22 protein-coding genes are annotated in these 22957 nt (G+C 54.8%); 9 read left to right on the plus strand and 13 right to left on the minus strand.

Translation table 11 applies throughout. The features are described from left to right. Positions 1–15: 15 nt before the first annotated feature. From OGV83_RS09580 to OGV83_RS09595, 4 genes are all read left to right on the plus strand, one after another. Positions 16–1533: a UxaA family hydrolase gene (locus OGV83_RS09580; protein WP_024130069.1), complete on the plus strand. Its 1518-nt coding sequence runs from the start codon at positions 16–18 to the stop codon at positions 1531–1533. Positions 1534–1596: 63 nt separating this feature from the next. Continuing rightward, positions 1597–2907 (plus strand): MFS transporter, encoded by a 1311-nt coding sequence (locus OGV83_RS09585; protein ID WP_012000761.1) that lies wholly within the window; start codon positions 1597–1599, stop codon positions 2905–2907. Positions 2908–2961: 54 nt separating this feature from the next. Further along, positions 2962–3864, plus strand: coding sequence for a 2-dehydro-3-deoxygalactonokinase (locus OGV83_RS09590; protein WP_049008034.1), 903 nt, complete (start codon positions 2962–2964; stop codon positions 3862–3864). Then, positions 3851–4465, plus strand: coding sequence for a 2-dehydro-3-deoxy-6-phosphogalactonate aldolase (locus tag OGV83_RS09595; RefSeq protein ID WP_012000764.1), 615 nt, complete (start codon positions 3851–3853; stop codon positions 4463–4465). The genes OGV83_RS09590 and OGV83_RS09595 overlap by 14 nt, the downstream gene beginning before the upstream one ends. A 43-nt stretch (positions 4466–4508) precedes the next feature. Here the strand turns inward: OGV83_RS09595 and uhpT are convergent, their stop codons facing one another. The 8 genes from uhpT to ivbL all read right to left on the minus strand — a co-directional run bounded on the left by uhpT (position 4509) and on the right by ivbL (position 13090). After that, a complete protein-coding gene (gene uhpT, locus OGV83_RS09600; RefSeq protein WP_012000765.1) occupies positions 4509–5900 on the minus strand; it encodes a hexose-6-phosphate:phosphate antiporter UhpT in 1392 nt (463 codons plus the stop codon). Positions 5901–6044: 144 nt separating this feature from the next. Continuing rightward, positions 6045–7373: an MFS transporter gene (locus OGV83_RS09605; RefSeq protein WP_230009549.1), complete on the minus strand. Its 1329-nt coding sequence runs from the start codon at positions 7371–7373 to the stop codon at positions 6045–6047. 9 nt (positions 7374–7382) lie between these two features. Beyond that, entirely contained in the window at positions 7383–8885 is a 1503-nt protein-coding gene (gene uhpB, locus OGV83_RS09610; RefSeq protein WP_248623112.1) for a signal transduction histidine-protein kinase/phosphatase UhpB, read from the minus strand. Next, entirely contained in the window at positions 8885–9475 is a 591-nt protein-coding gene (uhpA, locus tag OGV83_RS09615; RefSeq protein ID WP_024130070.1) for a response regulator transcription factor UhpA, read from the minus strand. The genes uhpB and uhpA overlap by 1 nt, the downstream gene beginning before the upstream one ends. 167 nt (positions 9476–9642) lie before the next feature. Beyond that, positions 9643–10644 carry a glycosyltransferase family 52 protein gene (locus tag OGV83_RS09620; protein ID WP_012000769.1) on the minus strand — a complete coding sequence of 334 codons (1002 nt, stop codon included), beginning with the start codon at positions 10642–10644 and terminating at the stop codon, positions 9643–9645. Between the two features lie 251 nt (positions 10645–10895). Further along, a complete protein-coding gene (gene ilvN, locus OGV83_RS09625; RefSeq protein ID WP_012000771.1) occupies positions 10896–11186 on the minus strand; it encodes an acetolactate synthase small subunit in 291 nt (96 codons plus the stop codon). Positions 11187–11189: 3 nt separating this feature from the next. After that, a complete protein-coding gene (gene ilvB, locus OGV83_RS09630) occupies positions 11190–12884 on the minus strand; it encodes an acetolactate synthase large subunit (protein WP_115626111.1) in 1695 nt (564 codons plus the stop codon). 107 nt (positions 12885–12991) lie between these two features. Further along, the gene (gene ivbL / locus OGV83_RS09635; RefSeq protein ID WP_047460165.1) at positions 12992–13090 is read right to left on the minus strand and encodes an ilvB operon leader peptide IvbL; all 99 of its coding nucleotides are present in this window, start codon (positions 13088–13090) and stop codon (positions 12992–12994) included. Between the two features lie 530 nt (positions 13091–13620). On the opposite strand from ivbL, the gene tisB reads away from it, so the two are divergent. From tisB to emrD, 3 genes are all read left to right on the plus strand, one after another. Further along, positions 13621–13710 carry a type I toxin-antitoxin system toxin TisB gene (tisB, locus tag OGV83_RS09640; protein ID WP_047460159.1) on the plus strand — a complete coding sequence of 30 codons (90 nt, stop codon included), beginning with the start codon at positions 13621–13623 and terminating at the stop codon, positions 13708–13710. 119 nt (positions 13711–13829) lie between these two features. Beyond that, positions 13830–14663 (plus strand): EamA family transporter, encoded by an 834-nt coding sequence (locus OGV83_RS09645; protein WP_012000775.1) that lies wholly within the window; start codon positions 13830–13832, stop codon positions 14661–14663. A gap of 246 nt (positions 14664–14909) precedes the next feature. Beyond that, a complete protein-coding gene (gene emrD / locus OGV83_RS09650) occupies positions 14910–16094 on the plus strand; it encodes a multidrug efflux MFS transporter EmrD (protein WP_058668305.1) in 1185 nt (394 codons plus the stop codon). On the opposite strand, the gene OGV83_RS09655 is transcribed toward emrD, so the two are convergent. Continuing rightward, positions 16021–17082 carry a cellulase family glycosylhydrolase gene (locus tag OGV83_RS09655; protein ID WP_200024279.1) on the minus strand — a complete coding sequence of 354 codons (1062 nt, stop codon included), beginning with the start codon at positions 17080–17082 and terminating at the stop codon, positions 16021–16023. The genes emrD and OGV83_RS09655 overlap by 74 nt on opposite strands. Positions 17083–17171: 89 nt before the next feature. Next, complete coding sequence (dsdC, locus tag OGV83_RS09660; RefSeq protein ID WP_024130072.1) at positions 17172–18098, minus strand: DNA-binding transcriptional regulator DsdC; 927 nt, start codon at positions 18096–18098, stop codon at positions 17172–17174. Between the two features lie 227 nt (positions 18099–18325). Between dsdC and dsdX the strand changes: the two genes are divergently transcribed. Continuing rightward, positions 18326–19663, plus strand: coding sequence for a D-serine transporter DsdX (dsdX, locus tag OGV83_RS09665; protein WP_047460149.1), 1338 nt, complete (start codon positions 18326–18328; stop codon positions 19661–19663). A gap of 17 nt (positions 19664–19680) precedes the next feature. Then, entirely contained in the window at positions 19681–21009 is a 1329-nt protein-coding gene (gene dsdA / locus OGV83_RS09670; RefSeq protein ID WP_012000781.1) for a D-serine ammonia-lyase, read from the plus strand. Between the two features lie 12 nt (positions 21010–21021). Here the strand turns inward: dsdA and OGV83_RS09675 are convergent, their stop codons facing one another. The 3 genes from OGV83_RS09675 to OGV83_RS09685 are packed head-to-tail and all read right to left on the minus strand — an operon-like array spanning position 21022 to position 22830. Beyond that, positions 21022–22134 carry an anaerobic sulfatase maturase gene (locus OGV83_RS09675; protein ID WP_286463503.1) on the minus strand — a complete coding sequence of 371 codons (1113 nt, stop codon included), beginning with the start codon at positions 22132–22134 and terminating at the stop codon, positions 21022–21024. Further along, positions 22131–22493, minus strand: coding sequence for a DUF202 domain-containing protein (locus OGV83_RS09680; RefSeq protein WP_012000783.1), 363 nt, complete (start codon positions 22491–22493; stop codon positions 22131–22133). The genes OGV83_RS09675 and OGV83_RS09680 overlap by 4 nt, the downstream gene beginning before the upstream one ends. After that, positions 22483–22830 carry a YidH family protein gene (locus OGV83_RS09685; RefSeq protein ID WP_104867983.1) on the minus strand — a complete coding sequence of 116 codons (348 nt, stop codon included), beginning with the start codon at positions 22828–22830 and terminating at the stop codon, positions 22483–22485. The genes OGV83_RS09680 and OGV83_RS09685 overlap by 11 nt, the downstream gene beginning before the upstream one ends. Between the last annotated feature and the right edge of the window lie 127 nt (positions 22831–22957).

Here is a 22957-nt window from a genome sequence, read left to right on the forward strand (position 1 = left end):
ATGAGAGCAATGATAATGAACATCAACCCTGTACTAAAACTCAATCCAAAAGATGATGTGGTTATCGCAAGACAGTGTGTTCCCGCTGGCACCTGGCTTGAAGAAGAACAAATTACAGTTATCAGCGACATTCCCGCAGGACATAAAATTGCCCTACGCTCACTAAACATCGGGGAGGCAGTGAAACGGTATGGGCAGATTATCGGTTTCGCTACCCAACCTATTCAAGCCGGCGAGCATATACATATGCACAACCTGGGCATGGGCGATTTTGAGCGTGATTACGCCTGGGGCGTGGATCGGCATTCCCCCACACCCGCCGAACATCAGGATATATTTCAGGGAATTCGTCGCGCTGACGGGCGTGCCGCCACGCGTAACTATATTGGCATTTTAAGTTCGGTTAACTGTAGCGCGACGGTCGTCAGAGCGATTGAGGATCATTTTCGTCTACACGGTCTGGCCGATTACCCAAATGTCGATGGCGTGGTGTCGCTTCCACAAAGTTTTGGTTGCGCGATTGGCTCTAAAAGTGAGTCCATGGCGGTCATGCGGCGCACGATGGCAGGTTACGCCACACACGCCAACTTTGCTGGCGTCATTATTATTGGGCTGGGTTGTGAGTCCAGCCAAATCAAAGACATGATGAATGCCCATGGGTTGGAAGATGGTCCAATGATGCACAGCTATACTATCCAGGACGTTGGCGGAACACGGCATGCCATTCAGAAAGGGATTGATCTGGTAAATCAAATGCTTCCCCTCGCGAACCGGGTCATCCGCGAACCCATTCCCGCCTCGGAAATTATTCTGGCGCTGGAATGCGGTGGCTCTGACAGCTATTCCGGTATTTCCGCCAATCCAGCGCTCGGCTATGCGGTGGATAAGCTGGTACAGCAGGGTGGCACGGCCATTCTGTCTGAAACATCAGAAATTTATGGCGCAGAACATTTATTGACCCGCCGCGCTGTCTCGCGCGAGGTTGGCGAAAAACTGATTGCGCGGATTCACTGGTGGGAAGACTACTGTCGTCGCAGCGGAAGCGAAATGAATAACAACCCTTCAGCAGGTAATAAGGTTGGCGGACTTACCACGATTCTGGAGAAATCCCTCGGCGGTATTGCCAAAGCCGGAACCACTAATCTGACAGAGGTTTATGAATACGCAGAACCAGTTACAGCAAAAGGGTTCGTCTTTATGGATACCCCCGGCTATGACCCTATTGCCGTTACCGGGCAAATCGCAGGCGGCGCGAATCTGCTTTGCTTCACCACTGGCCGGGGTTCGGCATTTGGATCCAAACCAACGCCCAGCCTGAAACTGGCTACCAACAACGCGCTCTGGCTGCGCCAACAGGAAGATATGGACATTAACTGCGGCACCATTGTCGAAGGTGAAGAGACGATCGCAGAAGTCGGTGAACGTATTTATCAAATGATCCTTGATATGGCATCCGGCAAAAAAACAAAAAGTGAAGAATTTGGCTATGGTAGTCAGGAATTTGTCCCCTGGACAATTGGCTCCATAATGTAACGCTCCACAATATAACAATACCTCGTACCGCCATGCTCACTATGAGCATGGCAAGGAGTTCCTATGTCTATTGTTAACGTAAATACTGAAGAAGAAAAATTAAAGGCTACAACAGTAAGATGGCGAATATTTATTATTATGCTTTTGTTGGGTGCGATTAATTATATTGATCGCACATCGCTTTCTATTGCCATGCCCTATATTACCGATGAATTTGGCATTACTGATACCCGGGTTGTCGGTGTTATCCATAGCGCTTTCTTCTGGGCTTATGCACTGATGCAAATTCCCAGCGGCGTGATTGCAGATAAGTTCAAAGCCAGAAATATTATCGCACTGGCTACCATCTTATGGGGAGCATTCCAGGCCGTTGCCGCCTTATGTCACTCCATTTTCACGCTTTCGCTTTCCCGTCTTGGTCTGGGCGTCACAGAATCCCCTATCATGCCCGCAGGCGCAAAATTAATGGGGACATGGTTAACGCCAACTGAGCGTGGGCGCGGCTCAATGTTGCTCGATGGCGGCGCGCCATTAGGAACCGCGCTGGGTGCGGTCATCATCGCCGGGTTGATTGCCTTTTTCGACTCGTGGCGTATGGCATTTGTTGTCGCGGGGGTTGGCACGATGCTCGTCGGTTTACTGGCATGGTGGTATATCCGTACTTATCCGTCAGAACACCCACGTATTAACCAGGCGGAACTGGACCATATCACCGCGGCAAACGGCCCAGCCACCAACAGTAAAAAATACCGTCTCGCTGATATCAAACCTTACCTCAAGCAGCGCAATGTGCTTGCGTTGATCGGCGGATGGGTATGCTACAGCTTTGTGTTCTATGGCCTGATGACCTGGCTGCCACTCTATTTCCAGGCCACTTATGGCTTTGATATTAAGTCGATGGGTGGCGCGATGGCGCTGATCTTCCTGCTGTGCTTTATTGGTCAGCTCACAGGCGGTTACATCATGGATAAATGGCGCAGTAAAGGCGCAAAAACCAGCCGCGTTATGCATACCATGTTGGCAATTTCCGCCACTACCGCAGGGGTAGGGATTTTTCTGTGCGCCCAAAGTTCAACACCAGCCATTGCGATTACGTTGCTGACAATCGCGCTCTTCCCGTTACGTTGGGCCAGTGTCTACTGGTCAATACCGGGTCTGCTGGGAGCACAATCGGTAGCAGGGACTATCTGTGGCACCATGAACTTTACCAGTAACCTGTTCGCTGCCATTTTGCCTATTTTTATCGGCTTCCTGGTGCAATCTACCGGTAATTACTATGCCGCGATGATGTTCTTTGCGCTGGCCGCAGTGGGTTACCTCATCTGCTCGCTGCTCATTAACTTCGATAAAAAAATGGATATTGCTGAAAAGTAATTACCCGTCTCCGGCCCGCTCGCGGGCCATTTTTTATGGCATCAGGAACGAAGTATGTTCAATTCAGAGAACTTTATTGCCGTCGACTGGGGCTCCAGCAACCTACGCCTGTGGGTTTACCAGAAGGGGAGCTGTGTCTGGCGTCACGCCAGTCATGATGGGGTGATCAATCACCATGCAGGGCAGTTCAAAGATATTTGGCTGACATTGCTCGAACAGTGCCCACACACTCTGGCAGATAATACGACGGTTATCATGAGCGGCATGATTGGCAGCAATATTGGCTGGGTAGACAGTCACTATTTACTCTGTCCGGTCTCCCTGCAAACACTGTCGCAGCATCTCACTCAAGTTCATGACGCGGGCCATCTCCCTGTATTCATCATTCCTGGTTTGCAGTTAGCGGGATCTGAAACCTGTAACGTGATGCGCGGTGAAGAAACACAGCTTCTTGGCGCGTTATCAGAAAATAGCTGGTATGCCTTCCCTGGCACCCACAGTAAATGGGTACGCATGGAGAACGATACGGTCCGTGATTTTCAAACCATCATGACCGGCGAATTTTTCCACCTGCTGACCCGACACTCCATCGTGGGAAAACACGCAACGGTACAACAGCACAATGTCGATGCTTTTTTAGCGGGCGCAAAACGTGGTCAACATGAAAACTGCCTTTCTCGCGGCGTCTTTGATCTCAGAGCACGAACACTAAGTCATATCCTTCCTCAGGACGCGCTTTTTGATGCCTTATCCGGTCTGCTGATCGGCCATGAAATCGCACAAATGCTGCAACATTACGCAATCCCTGCACACGAAGAAATTGTACTGGTCGGCAGCGACGAGCTGCTCGTCCGCTACCAGACCGTATTCCAGCTTTTTGGCCAGCGCTGTCGCCTCCTCAACGGTGAAACAGCATTCATTAACGGCATCAGGAGTGTTTTACATGAACATCCGTAATCCTTTGGTCGCAATACTACGAGGTATAACGCCCGATGAAGTTCTGGCGCATATTGATGTACTCGCAACAGCAGGTTTTACCACCGTAGAAATTCCGCTGAATTCCCCCGACTGGCAAACCAGTATCGCCATAGCCGTTGCACACTATGGTCAGACGATACATATCGGCGCAGGAACCGTGACCGCCGTTAGCGAAGTTAACCTGTTATCCGCATTCAAGTGCTCGTTTATTTTGACGCCGAATACCGACCCGTCAGTTATTGACGCGGCACGAGATGCCGGAATGACGACCTGTATCGGCTGTCATACCGCCAGCGAAGCGTTTGTCGCGATCCATCACGGCGCCAGCGCATTAAAAATTTTCCCGGCAGGCGAACTGGGGCCAGGATACATCCGCGCATTAAAAGCCGTTCTACCGACGCATATTCCACTCTATGCCGTCGGTGGCATCCGTCCCGACAATCTGGCTGACTATCTGAATGCAGGATGCATTGGCGCAGGATTAGGCAGCGATCTGTACCGCGCCGGACAAACCGTAAACCAGACGGCAAAAAATGCCCAGGCCTTTATCGAGGCGTGGAACGCCTGTAAGCAGCAATAAAAAAGCCCGGCGCCAGGCCGGGCAAAACGTTACCAATACACACTTAAGCGACTTTCAGTTGCTGTATTTTTTTCTCACGGCGAATTTTACGTTCTTCCAGCACCGCGACCATCGCCATCAGGCAGATGCAGCTAATGGCAGCGGCATCCAGCGCGGCGAAGGTGCCCGCCCAGCCGGTCAGACCAAAGACTGGCGTACCGTCGGCAATCATCCCCAGCCCCAGCTTGGCGAAGCTGTCGCCGATCAGGTAAGCGAAGGTGCCTTTAATGCCGTCCGCCGCGCCGATCGCTTTTTTCGGGACGAAGCCGACTGCCGCTACGCCGATCAGCAACTGCGGGCCAAACACCAGGAAACCGAGCGCGAACAGGGACGCCAGGTAGACGTACTGGTTGCTGGCATGCTGGTAAACGCCGAGGGTGGCGATAATCAGCGCCAGCGCAACGCAGGCCACCAGCGCACGACGACCGTTCGCCAGATCCGACAGCCAGCCCCACAGCAGCGTGCCGACCAGCGCGCCCACTTCAAACAGGGTAAAGCCCTGAATCGCCACTTCTTTAGAAAGTTTCAGTTCCTGGAATGCGTAAACGGTAGACCACTGGTCGATACCAATACGCACCACGTACAGGAAGATGTTGGAGAAGCACAGCAGCCAGATCACTTTGTTTTTCAGGACGTATTCCACAAAGATCTGCCACTTGGTCATCTCATTTTCTTCGGTCTCTTTGTCCTCTTCGCTGATCTCTTCGCCGAACAACTCTTCCGCCTTACCAAGACCATAAGATTCCGGGGAGTCGCTGCCAAAGCGCAGGCCGATGAAGCCCACAATCAGCGCGATGATCGACGGGAAGATAAACATGCCGATCACATGGCCGTCGAACAGGTAGTTCGCGCCGAACAGCGCCACGCCTGCCGCGCCAGCGCCGCCGAGGTTGTGGGAGATATTCCAGAAGCCGAGGAAGGTGCCGCGCTTACGACGGGGCGTCCATTTGGTGATGGTGGAGTAACTGCACGACCCGCCGGTACTCTGGAAGAAACCGCTCAGCGCGTAGAAGGCGATCATCAGGAACAGGCTAACGGAACCACTCCCCATGCTGGCGCTGAAGCCCAGCATACAGATAGCGGAAAGAATCAGCATAAACGGCAGGAACTGCTTGGTGTTTTTGCCGTCGGCATAGTAGGAAACCAGCGTTTTGCCTACGCCATAGGTGATCGAGAAGCCCAGACCAATCATCCCCAGTTGCGTCATGCTCAGCCCGTAGGTGGAGATCATGTCGTTCTGGGCGATGTTGAAGTTTTTGCGGATCAGGTACATGGTCAGGTAGCCGATAAAGACCACCAGATAGGACTGCATGAACGGTTTGAACCACATTTTGCGCCGTACATCGAGCGGCAGATCCAGGGTCGGCTTACGCACCTGGTTTAAGAAGTTCAGCATGGGACGGGTATCTCCTGATTTTTTAAGCCTGCTTTATTGCAGGCATTGTAAAAATCAGTCGCCCAACCAGCCTGAGACAGCGTCCAGGCGAAACCGGGAAAATTTCTTAGTTTTGCCCCACTCGGGGTAAAAAGGTGAAGTCCGTCACGTAATGCTGGCCTCGCGCGGCGCCTGCGCGTTCAAAAACGGCAGCAGCAGCAAGGCGGAAATGCCCGCCGCAATGGCAATCACCACAAAGAACCCGGTCCAGTGCCAGGTTTCCATCACCTGCGCCAGCGGCCAGCCGGAGAGCGATGCGCCAAGATAGGCAAACAGACCGACAAAACCGGTTGCCGCCCCCGCCGCCTCTTTGTGCGAACATTCCGCAGCCGCCATGCCGATCAGCATCTGTGGGCCAAAGACAAAAAAGCCGGTGGTGAAGAAGCACGCCGCCTGCATCACGTAACTGGCGAACGGCATCAGCCATAACGAACCGACAGAGAGCAGTATTCCGGCAGCGAAAATCAGGTTCATTGGCCCACGGTTGCCGTTGAACAGTTTATCTGAGCCCCAGCCCGCCACCAGCGCGCCGATAAACCCGCCCAGCTCGAACATCGTGACCGCCGTGTTGGCGGTGACCAGATCGACACCCAGCGTCTCCGACATATACAGGTTGCCCCAGTCGTTGATCGCCGCGCGTACCACGTACACCAACACATAGCACAGCGAGAGCAGCCAGATATAGGGATTCAACAGCACGTATTTGGTCAGGATCTCTTTGCGGGTCAACCCCGCGCCCTCCTGCTGCTGAGCGATTTCCAGCTCATCATGCCGCCAGTCCCCGACCGCTGGCAAACCGATAGCCTGTGGCCTGTCGCGCAGCCGCCAGCAGAGAAAAATGCCGACGATAATCGCCAGCGTTCCGGCAATCATCATCCCGGCGCGCCAGCCGTAATGCAGAGCGGCAGCAGCCATGACGATCGGAATCAGCGCCCCACCGACGTTATGCGCGGTATTCCAGATGGCCCACCACCCGCCACGCTCATTACGCGAGTACCAGGACGTCAGCAGACGGGCGCACACCGGCGCTCCCCAGCCCTGGAAGAAGGCATTCAACGCCCACAGTAATGCAAAGGCCCACAGCGACGTGGAGAAACCGAACAGGATATTCACCACGCCGGTGGCGATCAGCCCAATGCCCATAAAATAACGGGCGTTGGAACGGTCGCTGACGATGCCGGAGACAAACTTCGACAGGCCATAAGTGATGTAAAACAGCGTCGCCAGCAGGCCGATATCACTGCGGGTCAGCACGCCGCTGATGAGGATCTCCGGCACGGCGGCATTAAAACTTTTACGGGTGAAATAGAACAGCGCGTAGCCAAGCCAGATGGTAAGTAAGATCTGTCGCCGCCAGTAGCGGTAACGCGCATCGACTTCGTGTTTATCGGTTATCAACGGCGCATTTGCCGGAGCTTTCAGAAACGTCAGCATCGCCGCTCCTTAAACGTAACGCAGAGGCAACGACACGCTAACGCGCGTGCCGTGCGTACAGGAGATGGCCAGCACGCCGCCAAGCGCCGTCACGCGCTCGCGCATCCCGGTCAGACCAAAGCCTTGCTGGCCGGAATCCGGCGGCAGGCCGCTGCCATCGTCTTCAATCACCAGCATCAGCCGCTCATCCTGCTGCCAGCCCTGTAGCGTAACCGCGCTAGCATTAGCGTGTTTCACAATGTTGTTCAGCCCTTCCTGACAAACGCGAAACAGCGTTACCCGCTGGCTTTCGCTGAGCGCAGACTCATCTATTCGCCAGTCGAGATGGCTGATAATGCCGCGACTTTCCAGCTCCATTTCCCGCATCAGCGAACGGATAGCCTGTTCCAGCGTCAGATCATCCAACTGGCGTGGACGCAAGCGCCCCAGCAGGCGACGCACCGAGTCATACACGCCCAGCGACAGTTGCTCAATGTGCGCCCCGCTCTGTTTTACGCCGCCATTATCCGCCGCCAGTCGCTGTACAATTCCCGCCTGAGTGCGAATGGCGGTGATGGTCTGACCGATGTCGTCGTGCAGTTCCCGCGCCACATCGCGCCGCACGCTCTCTTCAGTTTCCAGCAGGCGTTCCGCCAGACGATGGTTGCGCGCCAGCTCATTTTGCAGCGACTGGTTGAGTTCGCGCAGGCGCTGAATCCCCGCGCCAAGCAGCAGCCCGGTCAGGCTTTGCGCCAGCAGAGAAAGCAGTAAATCAACGGGATGATCGTGCCAGGTCTGGCTGGCAATCAGCGCGATGGCGTTCATCAACGTCGCGATCAGCGCCCCTTGCCAGCCATAATGCCAGGCGAGCGCAATAATCGGCAGCGCAAGGCAGAACGGCGTAAAGCGTGACAGCTCAGCCGGTAGACCCAGCTGTAGCCACAGGCTGACGGTGAACAGCAGCAGATACCAGACCAGATGCCGCCCGCGCCAGTTCACCGGCTGCGAGACCAGCGCCGGGCCGAGCGGTAACCAGGTGGTGCTGGTCAGGTAATGCCAGAACACCAGGCAGATGGGCGCCAGCGTCAACCCGCCGGTAAGCGTCAGCAGCAGCGCGTTTAACGTCTCTTCCCCCTGGCCTAACCAGGGCAGAGACTGTAACAATGCCGCCGCCGTCAAGGCCGCGCCCTGTAACAGCAGGGTGCGCCAGTCGCGCTGATGGCGATAGCGGGAGATTAATGCCACAGGCAGCAGCGTCAACAGGCTTCCGATCATCAAAAGCGGTAGATGCGCCAGCGCCACTTCCTGCGCCAGCCACCAGACCAGCAGCCATTCCGCGCCCAGCAATACCGGCCAGTAGCTGCGCGGACACTGCAACATCAGCCCCAGGCGTAAACCGAACGGGAACAGCAGTACCGCCAGCTCCGGGCGCTCAACCAGGTGCAGGCTGATGCTCCACAGGCAAAACCACGCGGCGGAGAAGATAAAAAAGCAGGCAATAACGGTAATTAACCGGGAAAGGATGGTTTTCATCACCAGCCATCAAACATGCGGCGCGCCAGTTCAACGTCGTTGCTGACGCCCAGCTTTTCCAGAAGATTGGCGCGATGTACGTGTACCGTTTTTGGCGACAGCCCCAGCTCGGCGGCGATCTCTTTCACCGCCATTCCCTGCGCCAGCTTTTCCGCCACCTGGCGTTCACGTCTGGTCAGCGGGTCCTGCCGTCCGGCCGCCAGTTTAACGGCGATATCCGGCGTCAGGTAACAGCCGCCCGTCGCCACCGTGTGTACCGCGGCAATCAGCTCGTCAGGGCTACAGCGCTTGGAAAGGAAGCCGCGCGCACCGGCGTTCAGCGCCTGTTCCACCAGCGCCGGACTGTCATGTACCGACAGCATTATCGTCGCCATCCCTTTAGGAAGCTGACTTAATAACTCCAGCCCGGAGATATCCGGCATGGAAATATCGCAGATGCAGACCTGCACGCCGCGCCCCGGTAATCCCGCCAGCGCCTCCTGCCCCGAGCCAAACTCGGCCACAACCTGTAAATCAGGTTCCAGCCCCAGCAGCTGCGCAAAGCCGGAGCGGACGATAAGGTGATCGTCAATAAGGGCGATGGTGATCATGGTTCTGTCCTGGTACTTGAAAGTGCCTGATGGCGCTGCGCTTATCAGGCCTACGGGCGGGAGCCGTTGTAGGCCGGCCATCCAACAAAGCGCTTACCTTAACGATAAGCGCATGGCTGTTCAAGCCGTGAGCAGCATTCAATGCGTCTGGCGGGCGTACGACTCCGTTACGGTTCCATACTGTCCAGGTCGCAGATACGCACTTTGTCGCTATCAGAAAAAAGCGCAAAGGAATCCCGAATATCGGGCCGGATCAGGGTGGTTTTTAGCAGTGTGATGTAGACATTCTCTAATTTCATCACATTAAGCTGGCAAGTGCTTGCAAAACCAAAGACATTCACTCGCTGGTAAGCCGAGGATAACTGGCAAATATAATCTTCAGAAATGGCGTTCAGCGTAATTTCCGTCATGCCAAACACCTGCTGGCTGTACTCTCTTGGGTGCCTGAGGTACTGGAGTGAAGGATAGTGCGCTGCGAGCGTCTCTATCTTATGAATCAACGCAATAAGGTTGGAATCATTTTTCACATCAAGGATATCTTTAAATTTCGAGCCCACAAAAACATTGATCTCCCCGGCATAGACAGGCGCACTGCGCTCAGTATGCAAGCGCTGTTTCTCCTCTGAGAGAACATCAATATAAACAATATCGCAGTCTACATTTCTACTTTTGCTTTTATGCTTTACGATAGAGAAATGCAGTTCACTTCTTTTCGCGATATCCCTGATATTATAATGCTGACCAAGCCACATCCGCGTCAACTTACGACCGGGGCCTTTTCGTAGTTTTATTTGTTTATCAAGATAGCCTGCGGAGTTGATACTCAGAATGCCATCATCAAACGTTCTAATCTTAACGTCATCAGACAACATTTTTAGAATGTATTGCACTGAAAGATGGCTGATATTCGCCATATAGACATAATGGATTGTTTTATGAGAAAGAAAGCGATTGATTTTCAGCATGTTAATAAAGCCATAATCCATACTGGCGACTAAGCCAGAAGAGAATTCATTATTAACCGTTTCATATATATAGGATTTTAACTCTACCTTTGTTTTAAGGTAGATGATATGAAAACGTGCGTGTTTATACCTCGCTTTAATCTTAGAAACAATTCTGAGCTGAAGCGGGGAGCAAACAATAAAAAGATGCTCAACGATTTCCATTAGTTATTCGCTCTGAATCACAGCAACCCGGCGCATAATATCATTGCAATATGACATCGTAAAGAAGCGTCCCGGACGCTCAGGCGAGTATTGGTCACTTTGTCCGAAAAGATACTTTCTATACTGCAAATAAGACAGTTCATAAACCGGATAATAAAGACACGTCACGTCCGAAAATATTACTTATAGTTATATAACACTCTCAAATAATTAACCTGAACAAGGGTTTCCCCTTGTTCAGATAGCCATTATTACTCAAAGAAAACCGAGATTTTATTAAACATTGACGGATCGGACTGATTGCGCGCCACTTTCACCACATCTTCCAGTTTATCGATCTGACTAATCATCTGCTCCAGACGCTGATCGTCGTTGACCAGTAGCCAGATGCGGCTCTGGTCGCTGCTCTGGATGGGTAGACAAAGAATCCCTTCCACGTTGAAAGCGCGACGGGCGAACAGCCCACAAACGTGCGTCATGACGCCAGGATGGTTACGGACGGTGAGTTCCAGGATAACGTTCTCATGTGATTGTTTCTGCATGGTTTATTCCCCCACCATCTCAGTATTGGCCGCACCCGGCGGCACCATCGGATAAACTTTTTCGTCTGCATCAATACGTACATGGATCAGCGCCGGTCCTGGGCGGCTGATGATTTCCCGCAGCGCCGCTTGCGGATCGGCTTCATTATTTAAATCACAGGTTTCCAGACCAAAACCCGCAGCAATCTGCATAAAGTTGATCATCCCCGGATAGGTGGCAGCAAACACGCCCTGCTTGTAGAACAGGCTTTGTTGCTGATGCACCAGCCCCAACGCTTCGTTATTCATCAGGATAATTTTTACATCCAGTTGGTTTTCGCTGGCGGTCGCCATCTCCTGAATATTCATCATCAGGCTGCCGTCGCCGGAGAAGCACAACACTTTCTTGTCCGGGTTCGCCAGCGCCGCGCCAATCGCCGCAGGCAAGCCAAAACCCATCGTCCCCAGCCCGCCGGAAGTCAGCCACTGACGCGGACGGTTGAGCGGATAAGCCTGTGCGGCCCACATCTGGTGCTGGCCTACGTCGGTCGTGATAATCGCGCTGTCATCTACGCAGGCAGCAACGGCATTAATCAGCCCGTAATGGCTGAGCGGATCGCTGGCTTCAGGGATCGCGCACGGGAACTCGCGCTGCAAATCCGCCACCAGTTGATGCCACTCTTCGCGTGGCTGAGCCTCAATGTGCGGAATCAACTGCGCCAGAACGTCATCAACATCAGCCTGAATGGCAACGTGCGGTTGTTTAATTTTACCCAGCTCCGCGCGATCGATATCCACATGGATGATTTTGGCATTCGGGCAGAACTGTTCGGTTTTGCCAATCGCCCGGTCATCAAAACGCGCCCCCAGAACCACCAGCAGATCCGCCTCTTGCAGAATATAGTTTGTGCTGCGCGCGCCATGCATGCCCAGCATCCCCAGAGAAAGCGGATGCGCCTTCGGCAGTATGCCCAGCGCCATCAGGGTCATAGTGGTGGGCAGTCTGGCTTTTTCCGCCAGTTCACGCACGCGCGCAGGCGCGTTAATCACGCCGCCGCCAAGATACAGCACCGGGCGCTTCGCGGCGTTGATCATCGCCGCCGCATCACGAATGCTCTCAGCGCTGAATTCCGGCGTCGCCATTTTTTCAGCCGGAGCAGGCAACGCTTCAATGTCAAACACCGCCGTCTGTATATCCTTAGGAATGTCTATCCACACCGGCCCAGGGCGCCCGGACTGGGCAAGACGAAACGCATCGCACATTACCTGTGGCAACTCATTGATATCTCTGACCAGATAGTTATGTTTTGTGATGGGGATAGAGATGCCGTAGGTGTCGACTTCCTGAAACGCATCGGTGCCGATCATCGAGGCCGGAACCTGACCGGTGATGCATACCAACGGAATGGAGTCGAGACGCGCGTCGGCAATGGCGGTGACCAGGTTAGTCGCGCCCGGCCCGCTACAGGCCATACATACCGCGGGTTTACCGTCGGTTCGCGCCATCCCCTGAGCGATAAACCCCGCCCCCTGTTCATGGCGCGCCAGGATGTGGCGAATTTGCGTACTTTGGCTTAAGGCGTCGTAAACGGGGAGAATCGAACCGCCCGGAATGCCAGTGACGATGTTAATGCCCTGACGTTCCAGAAAATGAACGATAAACTCTGCGCCCGTAAAGCGCGTACGCGGGGATGTTGATGTTGTGCCCGAACTTGCCATGCTCCAGTCCTTTTATTCTGGGCCGACTTGCCGGGAAGGTGCCTTAAACGAAAAACCCCGCCCGGTTTGCGCCGGCGGGGTTTTGGAATCGTGTGTTGTTCCAGTCCCTACGGCGCATTGCCGACGACCACCACCACACGCACGACGACCACTGCGGCAGGTTGCGCAGTTTTTAGTAGGGTCGCAGTCAGCATGGAAGGGTTCATTAGGGACCTTGTCTGTTTATGGATTAACAGGTTTTATACAAGCACAGCTTTTCAGGCATGACAACGGAAAATTTTTCATCTGCACAAAAATGCGTCGACGATCACGCTTTGCCAGATGCCGACGCTGGCCTGCAAAACAAAAAACCCCGCCGGAGCGAGGTTTTTATCAGCGTTATGCGGTTGGTTGCCGCAAAGCACACTGTGTTATATCAACATCAGAAGTATACGCGTTCCGCGAAGAACACGCAATTTCGGCACGAATTTTGACGCATTTGAGTATGGATCAGAAGTCGCGATCCGTCCACAAAATACTGTTCATTCATACAGTATTTATCTATAATATCACTGTACGCAATGTGTTATAGGGGGCCGCATCGTAACCGGCGCAACAAAGTCCTGGCTGAAACGGGTGGTGCCGTCAGCGCCTTAACCCCCGTGTGAGCACACTGTGTTATGTCAACAAAAGGTGCTGACAACAGGCGGCGGAGAGGTACGTCAGCACCGTGCTCCTTTTACCAGAAGGAGAGCGTATGAGCCTCGTGGATATCGCTATTCTTATCCTGAAACTCATTGTTGCTGCACTGCAACTGCTTGATGCCGTTCTGAAATACCTCCGGTAATTCAGATTCAAGCCGCACCGAAGGGGAGCGGGCAACCGCTCCCCTTTCATCATCTGCCTGGTGCTTGTCCATCGTCGATATGTTACGTTTTTATGACAACCACTGACGATACCTGAACCATGACCCTTTCCATTTTCTGCATTTTACTGTTCGCCGCGCTGCTGCATGCCAGCTGGAACGCCATCGTGAAGGCGGGAAATGACAAACTTTACTCCGCAATCAGCGTCAGTGGTTCCGCAGCGTTGATGGCGCTGGCGTGTCTGCCCTTCGCCCCGCCCCTTCCCGCCGCCAGCATCCCTTTTTTAGCCGCCTCCACCGCCTTACAGGTGGTTTATACCGTGCTGGTCGCCAAAACCTATCAGGTTTCGGATATGAGCCAGACCTATCCCCTGATGCGCGGCACCGCACCGCTGCTGGTGGCGATAATTAGCGTCCTGTTTCTTGGCGATAGCCTTTCCACAATGGCCTGGCTCGGTATCGCGGTAATTTGCCTGGCGATTCTCGGCATGGCCTGTAACGGTCGTGCCCGCTCCCGGCGGGGTATCACGCTGGCGCTGATCAACGCCTGTTTTATCGCTGGCTATACGCTGGTGGACGGTACGGGCGTGCGGGTGTCAGAAACCGCGCTGGGTTATACGCTGTGGACCTTCTTGTTGAACGGTACCTGTCTGCTTGGCTGGGCGATGATTGCCCGGCGGCGGGAAGCCTCGCGCTATCTGGCGCAGCACTGGAAGAAAGGCATTTTTGGCGGTATCGGCACGATGGGTTCCTATGGGCTGGCGCTGTGGGCGATGACTCAGGCGCCGCTGGCCGTGGTGGCCGCACTGCGTGAAACATCCATTCTGTTCGGCGCGCTGATTGCCTGGCTGCTGCTCAATGAGAAAGTCGCCGGGCTACGGTTGGTCGCGGCTGGCGGGATTGCCGCCGGGGCGATATTGCTGCGTTTATCCTGATTGCCGGATGGCGGCTACGCCTTATCCGGCCTACGGGAGCCGCCGGGCACCATCAAACTGCGGTAAAATAATCTCTCGGCAACAATTGTTGCCGCTTTTTGTTTACATATCCTGCCGTTCGGCTCCCGCGCTATTCCCGCCGTGAATATGGCCTTCTTTTTTTAGTGTGGTAGATTCCACTCGCATTTATGGGAATGCGTAGCACCTTATTCTTATTTTTTTCTTTTTTTAAAAGTAATCAGCGAAATGAAAAGGCAGAGAAGCGTCAATTTGTTGTTGATGTTGGTATTACTGGTGGCCGTCGGGCAGATGGCGCAAACCATTTATATCCCCGCCATTGCCGATATGGCGCGTGAACTGAACGTTCGTGAAGGGGCAGTACAGAGCGTCATGGCCGCTTACCTGCTCACCTACGGCGTATCACAACTGTTTTACGGCCCGCTTTCCGATCGGGTAGGGCGCCGCCCGGTGATCCTCGTCGGGATGTCCATTTTTATGCTGGCTACGCTGGTCGCGATTACCACCCACAGCCTGACGGTATTGATTGCCGCCAGCGCGTTGCAGGGCATGGGCACCGGCGTCGGCGGCGTGATGGCGCGTACGCTACCGCGCGATCTGTATGAAGGTACGCAGTTACGCCACGCTAACAGCCTGCTGAATATGGGGATTCTGGTGAGTCCGTTGCTGGCGCCGCTGATTGGCGGACTGCTGGATACCGTCTGGAACTGGCGCGCCTGTTACGTTTTCCTGCTGGTTCTCTGCGCAGGCGTCACCTTCAGTATGGCACGCTGGATGCCGGAGACGCGCCCCACAGGCGCACCACGTACCCGCCTGATCGCCAGCTATAAAACATTATTCGGCAACGGCGCATTTACCTGTTATCTGCTGATGCTGATTGGCGGACTGGCGGGAATCGCCGTCTTTGAAGCCTGCTCCGGCGTGCTGATGGGAGCGGTGCTGGGTCTGAGCAGCATGGTGGTGAGCATCCTGTTTATTTTGCCAATTCCGGCGGCGTTTTTCGGCGCGTGGTTTGCGGGTCGCCCGAATAAGCGCTTCGCAACGCTGATGTGGCAGTCGGTATTCAGTTGCCTGTTGGCGGGCGTCATGATGTGGGTCCCAGGTCTGTTTGGCGTGATGAACGTCTGGACACTGCTGATCCCCGCCGCGCTGTTCTTCTTCGGCGCCGGAATGCTGTTCCCACTGGCGACCAGCGGCGCGATGGAACCTTTCCCGTTCCTCGCCGGAACGGCTGGCGCGCTGGTGGGCGGCCTGCAAAACATCGGCTCCGGCGTGCTGGCGTGGCTCTCCGCAATGCTGCCGCAAACCGGGCAGGGTAGCCTCGGCTTTTTGATGACGCTTATGGGGCTGCTGATTTTACTGTGCTGGCTGCCGCTGGCGTCGCGTGTGCCGCATCAGGGGCAGACGATTTAATCGAATGATGGCCCGGTTTCCCGCCGGGCTTTTCACATACCGGCGAGATCATCGTGGTCAGGAGCGGCTCCAGCGCCGGGCGCCACGCCCCTTCTTCCCCGTCATAAAACTGCGTATCCGCGTTAATCGCATACGGAATATTCACCCTTTGCAACTCGCACGCCATAAATCGGGCAAACGCGAGCTGCGAAGCGGAAGGGCTATTTTTGATTGATTCGCCCGGCGCCCAGCCGCCAACCCAACTGACATGGCCGGTTTTTTGCTGCCAGCGCGCGGCGGCGTTAATTCGCGCGCGAATCGCCGCTTTCTCCGCCGCCGTGCCCGACGTCCACGGGTATTTACCGTTATTTTTCAATGGCCCCCACGGAAAGATATGCCACTCCGCCAGCACATAATTCTGGCTTTGCGGGGGCAGTTTTAGGGCCGACAACGCTTCCGGCGCGGCGCGCAGACGAGGCGCGACAAAAATCATGCGTTGGGGGTCAATCGCGTGAAGGGTGCGGATGGTTTTGTCATATACCCGGTTCAGGGAAGCCTGGCTGTGGTTGAGTTTCTCCGCCGGTTCATAAATCAGGTCAAACCCCAGCAGCGGCGAACGTTGCGCAAAATAGTGCGCGACGGCTACCCACCAGTTGATCACCTCTTGTTCATTGCCGGGACTGGGGTCGTTTTTATACTCATCGGCCTGATAAGCAATGATCGGAATCACGCCATACTGCTCACACGCCTCTACCAGTTTTCGCAGGTGGATGAGTCGCGCTTCCGTCGGCTCTCCCGCGACGCGTATGCGCACATGCTTAAATCCCTTAGCCTGAAAATCACGCACCACCAGAGGATCAAACTCCCGGATACCCCGTTCGGTGCGCGCCCAGTCAACGTCCATCCCCACACCAAGCTGCTGCGCATAGCGCGAAGCGGTCAACGGCGGCTGAGCCGCGCACACCGTGGCGCTGACGAGCAGGAAGAGAGAAGCAAGCGGCTTTAACACGATTGTCCTTAAGCAAATCATCAGGAGTCATATCACGTATTTAGCACGCTTTCTGGCTTTACATGCAATAAATCTTCGCGTGGCAAACGCTACGTCGCCTGCTCCTGCAACCAGCCGATAAACGCCTCGATTTTCGGCCACTGTCTGCCAGGCAGCGTGGTTACATAATAGTGCTGGTGGCATTTCAACGTCATCTCGCCGAAAGGCGCAATCAGTTCGCCGCTATCAAGACGCTTTTGCACCAGCCGTTTACGCCCCATCGCCACGCCGATATGGTTCATTGCCGCAATAACGGCTAAATCGGAACGATCGAAGCCAATACCCGACGATGTCGGCAGATTCACGCCAAAATGCTGCGCCCAACTGTGCCATTCATCGGTGCCGGAATCGTTGCTCCATGCCTGTCGGTCATGCAGGAGCGTACAGTGGCGCAGGTTAACCCGCGCATTCGTTAAGTCATGATGACGGGCATATTCGGGGCTGCACACCGGCAGAATGGCCTCATCCATCAGGAAGTGATGCGTCAGCTGCGCCGAAGGCGCATCATCAAAATAGATCGCTAAATCAATCCCTGCCCGCTGGAGATTCACGTTGTCATTACCGGTCAACATGGTCAGCGAGATGGACGGATAGCGGCGAGTAAAATCTCCCAGCGCAGGCACCAGCCAGCACTGAGCAATCGAAGGCCGCGAATAGACGGTCAGCGTCCCTGACAACTCCTGATTTTTAATATCGAGGATTTCCTGATTCAGCGTATCCAGCGACGATTTCAACGCCCAGAATACCCGCTTGCCCTCATGGGTGAGTTCCACTTTGCGGTGCGAACGGACAAAGAGCTGAATCCCCAGCTCCTCTTCCAGTTGATTGATTCGATGGCTGACCGCGCTGGGACTTAGCGACAGCTCATCCGCCGCCAGCGCAAAAGACTGATGCCTGGCCGCCACTTCAAAGGTGTACAGCTTTGATAATTGCCAGCCGTTGAGTAAACGGTTTCTGCCGTCGCGTAAGGGTTCCATCGCCGCCTCTGTGACCTCTTTTTGGCTTTGCAGTGTAAAAAAATGCGCCTGGAAAATCAGCGCAAAGATGAATCAAAGTGAACCATATCGCATAAACAGACCATTATTGGATGCAAATCACCCTTTTGATTCAATCTGGTTCATGCGAAGGGCAATTTATATCGTTTGTCAGCAAGTGCCGTTTTTTCGTCCAATACGCCTATGTTAATCACAGGGTAAGGTGAGATATGCACTCTCAAATTTGGGTTGTGAGCACGCTGCTGGTAAGCATCGTGCTAATCGTGCTGACCATCGTGAAATTCAGATTCCACCCGTTTCTGGCACTGCTGCTGGCCAGTTTCTTTGTGGGCGCGATGATGGGCATGGGACCGCTGGAGATGGTCAATGCGATTGAAAGCGGTATTGGCGGCACGTTAGGCTTCCTCGCCGCCGTCATCGGTCTCGGAACCATTCTCGGCAAAATGATGGAAGTGTCCGGCGCGGCAGAACGGATCGGCCTGACGCTCCAGCGTTGCCGCTGGCTTTCCGCTGACGTGATCATGGTGCTGGTGGGGCTGATTTGCGGCATCACGCTGTTTGTGGAAGTGGGTGTGGTGCTGCTCATCCCACTGGCATTTTCGATAGCGAAGAAAACCAACACGTCGCTGCTGAAGCTGGCTATTCCGCTGTGTACCGCGCTAATGGCGGTGCATTGCGTGGTGCCGCCGCATCCGGCTGCGCTGTTTGTGGCGAATAAGCTGGGCGCGGATATCGGTTCCGTTATCGTCTACGGTTTGCTGGTTGGGCTGGTGGCGTCGCTGGTCGGCGGGCCGCTATTCCTGAAGTTCCTCGGCAACCGCCTGCCGTTTAAGCCGGTGCCGACGGAGTTTGCGGATCTCGAAGTGCGCGATGAAAATACGCTGCCTTCTTTACGCGCGACGCTGTTTACCGTCCTGCTGCCGATTGGCCTGATGCTGGTAAAAACCGTTGCCGAACTGAATATGACGCAGGGCGGCACGCTGTATACGCTGCTGGAGTTTATCGGCAACCCGATCACCGCAATGTTTATCGCCGTTTTCGTGGCCTATTACATTCTCGGCCTGCGTCAGCATATCGGTATGGGTACGTTGCTGACCCATACCGAAAACGGCTTCGGCTCGATTGCTAACATCCTGCTGATTATCGGTGCAGGCGGCGCGTTCAACGCTATCCTCAAAAGCAGCGGTCTGGCGGATACGCTGGCGGTGATCCTCTCCAATATGCACATGCACCCGATTCTGCTGGCCTGGCTGGTGGCGCTGATTCTGCACGCCGCAGTGGGTTCCGCAACGGTCGCGATGATGGGCGCGACGGCGATTGTCGCGCCGATGCTGCCGCTCTACCCCAACGTCAGCCCGGAGATCATCGCCATTGCCATCGGTTCCGGCGCGATTGGCTGCACGATCGTGACCGACTCCCTCTTCTGGCTGGTGAAGCAATACTGCGGCGCCACCCTGAATGAAACATTTAAGTACTATACAACCGCGACATTTATCGCGTCGGTTGTTGCTCTGGCGGGCACATTCCTGCTTTCCTTTATCATCTAAGCGCAAAGAGACGTATTATGGAAAACGCTAAAATGACTTCACTCATCGCTCAGTATCCTCTGGTAGAGGATCTGATCGCCCTCAAAGAAACGACCTGGTTTAACCCAGGCACCACCTCTCTTGCGGAAGGTTTACCCTATGTTGGTCTGACAGCGCAGGATGTACAGGATGCGCATGCCCGCCTGGCCCGTTTCGCGCCGTATCTGGCAAAAGCCTTCCCGGAAACCGCCGCAACCGGCGGGATTATTGAGTCTGAACTGGCGATCATCCCCGCAATGCAGCAGCGGCTGGAAAAAGAGTACGGACAGAAAATCAGCGGCGAACTTCTGCTGAAAAAAGACAGTCACTTACCGATTTCCGGCTCGATAAAAGCCCGTGGCGGGATTTATGAAGTGCTGGCCCACGCGGAAAAACTGGCGCTGGAGGCGGGTCTGCTGACGACCGAAGATGACTACAGCGTAATGCTTTCACCGGAGTTCAGGCAGTTCTTCAGCCAGTACAGCATTGCCGTGGGTTCAACCGGTAACCTGGGGCTGTCGATTGGCATTATGAGCGCCTGTATCGGCTTTAAGGTGACGGTGCATATGTCCGCCGACGCCCGCGCCTGGAAGAAAGCCAAACTGCGCAGCCACGGCGTAACGGTAGTGGAATACGAAGAGGATTACGGCGTAGCGGTTGAGCAAGGACGTAAAGCGGCACAGTCCGATCCAAACTGTTTCTTCATTGACGATGAAAACTCCCGCACGCTGTTTTTGGGCTATGCGGTGGCCGGGCAACGCCTGAAGGCTCAGTTTGCGCAGCAGGGGCGCGTGGTGGATGCCGACCATCCGCTGTTTGTCTACCTGCCGTGCGGCGTTGGCGGCGGCCCTGGCGGCGTGGCTTTTGGTCTGAAACTGGCATTTGGCGACAACGTCCACTGCTTCTTCGCCGAACCAACCCATTCTCCGTGCATGTTACTGGGCGTGTATACCGGTCTGCATGATGCCATTTCCGTCCAGGAGATTGGCGTCGATAACCTGACGGCGGCAGACGGCCTGGCGGTGGGGCGCGCATCCGGGTTTGTAGGGCGGGCAATGGAACGTCTGCTGGACGGGCTGTACACCCTCGACGATCGGACGATGTACGACATGCTGGGTTGGCTGGCGCAGGAAGAAGGTATTCGCCTGGAGCCGTCCGCACTGGCGGGAATGGCCGGGCCGCAGCGTGTTTGCCGTTCGACGGATTACCAGCAGATGCACGCCTTCAGCGCTGAGCAGCTTAATCACGCCACGCATCTGGTGTGGGCGACCGGCGGCGGTATGGTGCCGGAAGAAGAGATGGCGCAGTACCTGGCGAAAGGGCGCTAAACGTCACTGACCTTAACGCAGCATCGCCATCAGCTCCATCGGTGAGCGATGCTGTTTAATCAGATCCCGCATGACGCGCATATGCGGAGACGTGTGGTTAATAAACGCTTTATACCCGCCGCACAGCACGCTTTTCCCGCTTAAATCCCGATGCTTTGGACAATCACCGTTGCAGAATCGCAATAAGGCGCAGTCCAGGCAATCCGCCCCCAGCGTTGATTTTTTCTGCTGTCCAAATTCACTCGCCTGCGGGCTGGCGTTTAGCATATGTAGCGGCGTTTGATGGATATTACCCAGCCGGAACGCCGGGTAGACATAGTGATCGCACTGATAGAGATCGCCGTTTGCTTCCAGGGCGAACGCGTGACCGCAGGTTTCGCTAAGCGCGCACATTTGTGCCGGATGCCCGCTCCACACGCCCAGCATCGAATCAAACAGTTGTACAAAAACACGCCCAATATCTTCCCGAACCCAGAGATCAAACACATCGTTGAGAAAATGCCCCCAGTCTTCCGACGTCACGGAATCAGCGGTCAGTTTGCCGCTATCGTCACGTTCAACCAACGGAATGAACTGAAGAAAAGGCGTGCCAAGCTGGCGAAGATAGCGATACATACGCGCAGGCTGCTGGCTGTTCAGCCGATTCACCACCACCAGCAGGTTGAAGTCCACGCGATGGGCAACCAGCCTTGTTATCGCTTCCACCACCTTATGATGCGTTGGTTTTCCACGACGGCTAACGCGATAAGCATCATGTAAATCGGCGGGGCCATCCAGTGAGATACCGACCAGCCAGCCGTTATCGCGTAAGAATCGGCACCACTCGTCACTGAGTAAAATGCCGTTGGTCTGGAAGGTATTCTGGATGCGTTTCCCCTCTCCATAGCGTTTTTGCAACGCGACCACGCGGTGAAAAAAATCGAGTCCACACAGCGTCGGCTCTCCGCCCTGCCAGGCAAACAGCACATCATCAACCGGCTGCGCGGCAATATGCTGGCAAATAAAAGCCTCTAAGGTCGCGTTATCCATAACGGGTTGAGAGGGTTTATCGATATAAAAACAGTAATGGCAATCAAGGTTACAACGTGAGCTGGCCGGTTTAGCCATGACCTGACATCCTGTCATGCAACATCCCTAATAAAGACGATAAGTTGACGAATATGCGTTACAGCAAACAGTATTGCGAGGGACAACACCGCGAGAGAGATCAAAAATTTGTCACGCACGGCGCGAGATTCGGAAAAATCACTGTGCGCCACATCCATCAGGTTACGGCTGCGGGTATAGCGCCAGAGGATGAGCGCGACAATCGCCAGCACGCCAATAGAAACCCAGAACAGAAACCCCGCCTGATGCCAGTTATGTTTCAGCGCCAGCGCCATCAATGCGCCATAGCCTAACAGGGTACGAAACCAGGCCAGCGACGTGCGCTCCGGCTGTAGACCGGGATCAACCTGACGGCGGGCTTTGCGGCTATCCGGCATACAGCACCAGCGCCATGACAATCACCGCAACAATCATCAGCATCAGGCTGATTATCATCAGGCTATGGGTGTACGGCAGGTCTTCTTTCAGACGCATCGCTTTTTCGTTGCGTAGCCAGCGCAGATAGCCATAAATCGCCAGGCCGCCCGCAAAGAGACACAGCAGCAGCGCCAGCAGTTCGCGAATCACCGGCGTGGCGAAGTCCGGTGCGAGTTGATCAAGCCCGACGCCCGACGCCAGAAACCCCAGCGCGGTGCGAATCCACGCCAGAAAGGTACGCTCATTTGCCAGCGAGAAGCGGTAATCCGGCGCTTCTCCGAGGCGGGAAATCTTCATGACGGCTCCTTTAAATTATTGCCGGATGGCGGCGTAAACGCCTTATCCGGCCCACGGTATTGCGCTTTTGTAGGCCCGGTAAGCGCAGCGCCACCAGGCATTATTATTGCCGGATGGCGGCGTAAAC

Source organism: Citrobacter sp. CK189, assembly GCF_030333505.1.
Classification (GTDB): domain Bacteria; phylum Pseudomonadota; class Gammaproteobacteria; order Enterobacterales; family Enterobacteriaceae; genus Citrobacter_B; species Citrobacter_B koseri.

Excerpts from the sequence above, each read along its gene's own strand:
- uhpB (WP_248623112.1), bottom strand. The coding sequence starts at position 8,885 with ATGAAAACCATCCTTTCCCGGTTAATTACCGTTATTGCCTGCTTTTTT.
- OGV83_RS09645 (WP_012000775.1), top strand. The coding sequence starts at position 13,830 with ATGACCCTTTCCATTTTCTGCATTTTACTGTTCGCCGCGCTGCTGCAT.
- ilvB (WP_115626111.1), bottom strand. The coding sequence starts at position 12,884 with ATGGCAAGTTCGGGCACAACATCAACATCCCCGCGTACGCGCTTTACG.
- uhpT (WP_012000765.1), bottom strand. The coding sequence starts at position 5,900 with ATGCTGAACTTCTTAAACCAGGTGCGTAAGCCGACCCTGGATCTGCCG.
- OGV83_RS09595 (WP_012000764.1), top strand. The coding sequence starts at position 3,851 with ATGAACATCCGTAATCCTTTGGTCGCAATACTACGAGGTATAACGCCC.
- emrD (WP_058668305.1), top strand. The coding sequence starts at position 14,910 with ATGAAAAGGCAGAGAAGCGTCAATTTGTTGTTGATGTTGGTATTACTG.
- OGV83_RS09620 (WP_012000769.1), bottom strand. The coding sequence starts at position 10,644 with ATGGAAATCGTTGAGCATCTTTTTATTGTTTGCTCCCCGCTTCAGCTC.
- ilvN (WP_012000771.1), bottom strand. The coding sequence starts at position 11,186 with ATGCAGAAACAATCACATGAGAACGTTATCCTGGAACTCACCGTCCGT.
- dsdX (WP_047460149.1), top strand. The coding sequence starts at position 18,326 with ATGCACTCTCAAATTTGGGTTGTGAGCACGCTGCTGGTAAGCATCGTG.
- OGV83_RS09675 (WP_286463503.1), bottom strand. The coding sequence starts at position 22,134 with ATGACAGGATGTCAGGTCATGGCTAAACCGGCCAGCTCACGTTGTAAC.
- dsdA (WP_012000781.1), top strand. The coding sequence starts at position 19,681 with ATGGAAAACGCTAAAATGACTTCACTCATCGCTCAGTATCCTCTGGTA.
- OGV83_RS09590 (WP_049008034.1), top strand. The coding sequence starts at position 2,962 with ATGTTCAATTCAGAGAACTTTATTGCCGTCGACTGGGGCTCCAGCAAC.
- ivbL (WP_047460165.1), bottom strand. The coding sequence starts at position 13,090 with ATGAACCCTTCCATGCTGACTGCGACCCTACTAAAAACTGCGCAACCT.
- tisB (WP_047460159.1), top strand. The coding sequence starts at position 13,621 with ATGAGCCTCGTGGATATCGCTATTCTTATCCTGAAACTCATTGTTGCT.
- uhpA (WP_024130070.1), bottom strand. The coding sequence starts at position 9,475 with ATGATCACCATCGCCCTTATTGACGATCACCTTATCGTCCGCTCCGGC.
- OGV83_RS09605 (WP_230009549.1), bottom strand. The coding sequence starts at position 7,373 with ATGCTGACGTTTCTGAAAGCTCCGGCAAATGCGCCGTTGATAACCGAT.
- OGV83_RS09680 (WP_012000783.1), bottom strand. The coding sequence starts at position 22,493 with ATGCCGGATAGCCGCAAAGCCCGCCGTCAGGTTGATCCCGGTCTACAG.
- OGV83_RS09685 (WP_104867983.1), bottom strand. The coding sequence starts at position 22,830 with ATGAAGATTTCCCGCCTCGGAGAAGCGCCGGATTACCGCTTCTCGCTG.
- OGV83_RS09580 (WP_024130069.1), top strand. The coding sequence starts at position 16 with ATGAACATCAACCCTGTACTAAAACTCAATCCAAAAGATGATGTGGTT.
- dsdC (WP_024130072.1), bottom strand. The coding sequence starts at position 18,098 with ATGGAACCCTTACGCGACGGCAGAAACCGTTTACTCAACGGCTGGCAA.
- OGV83_RS09585 (WP_012000761.1), top strand. The coding sequence starts at position 1,597 with ATGTCTATTGTTAACGTAAATACTGAAGAAGAAAAATTAAAGGCTACA.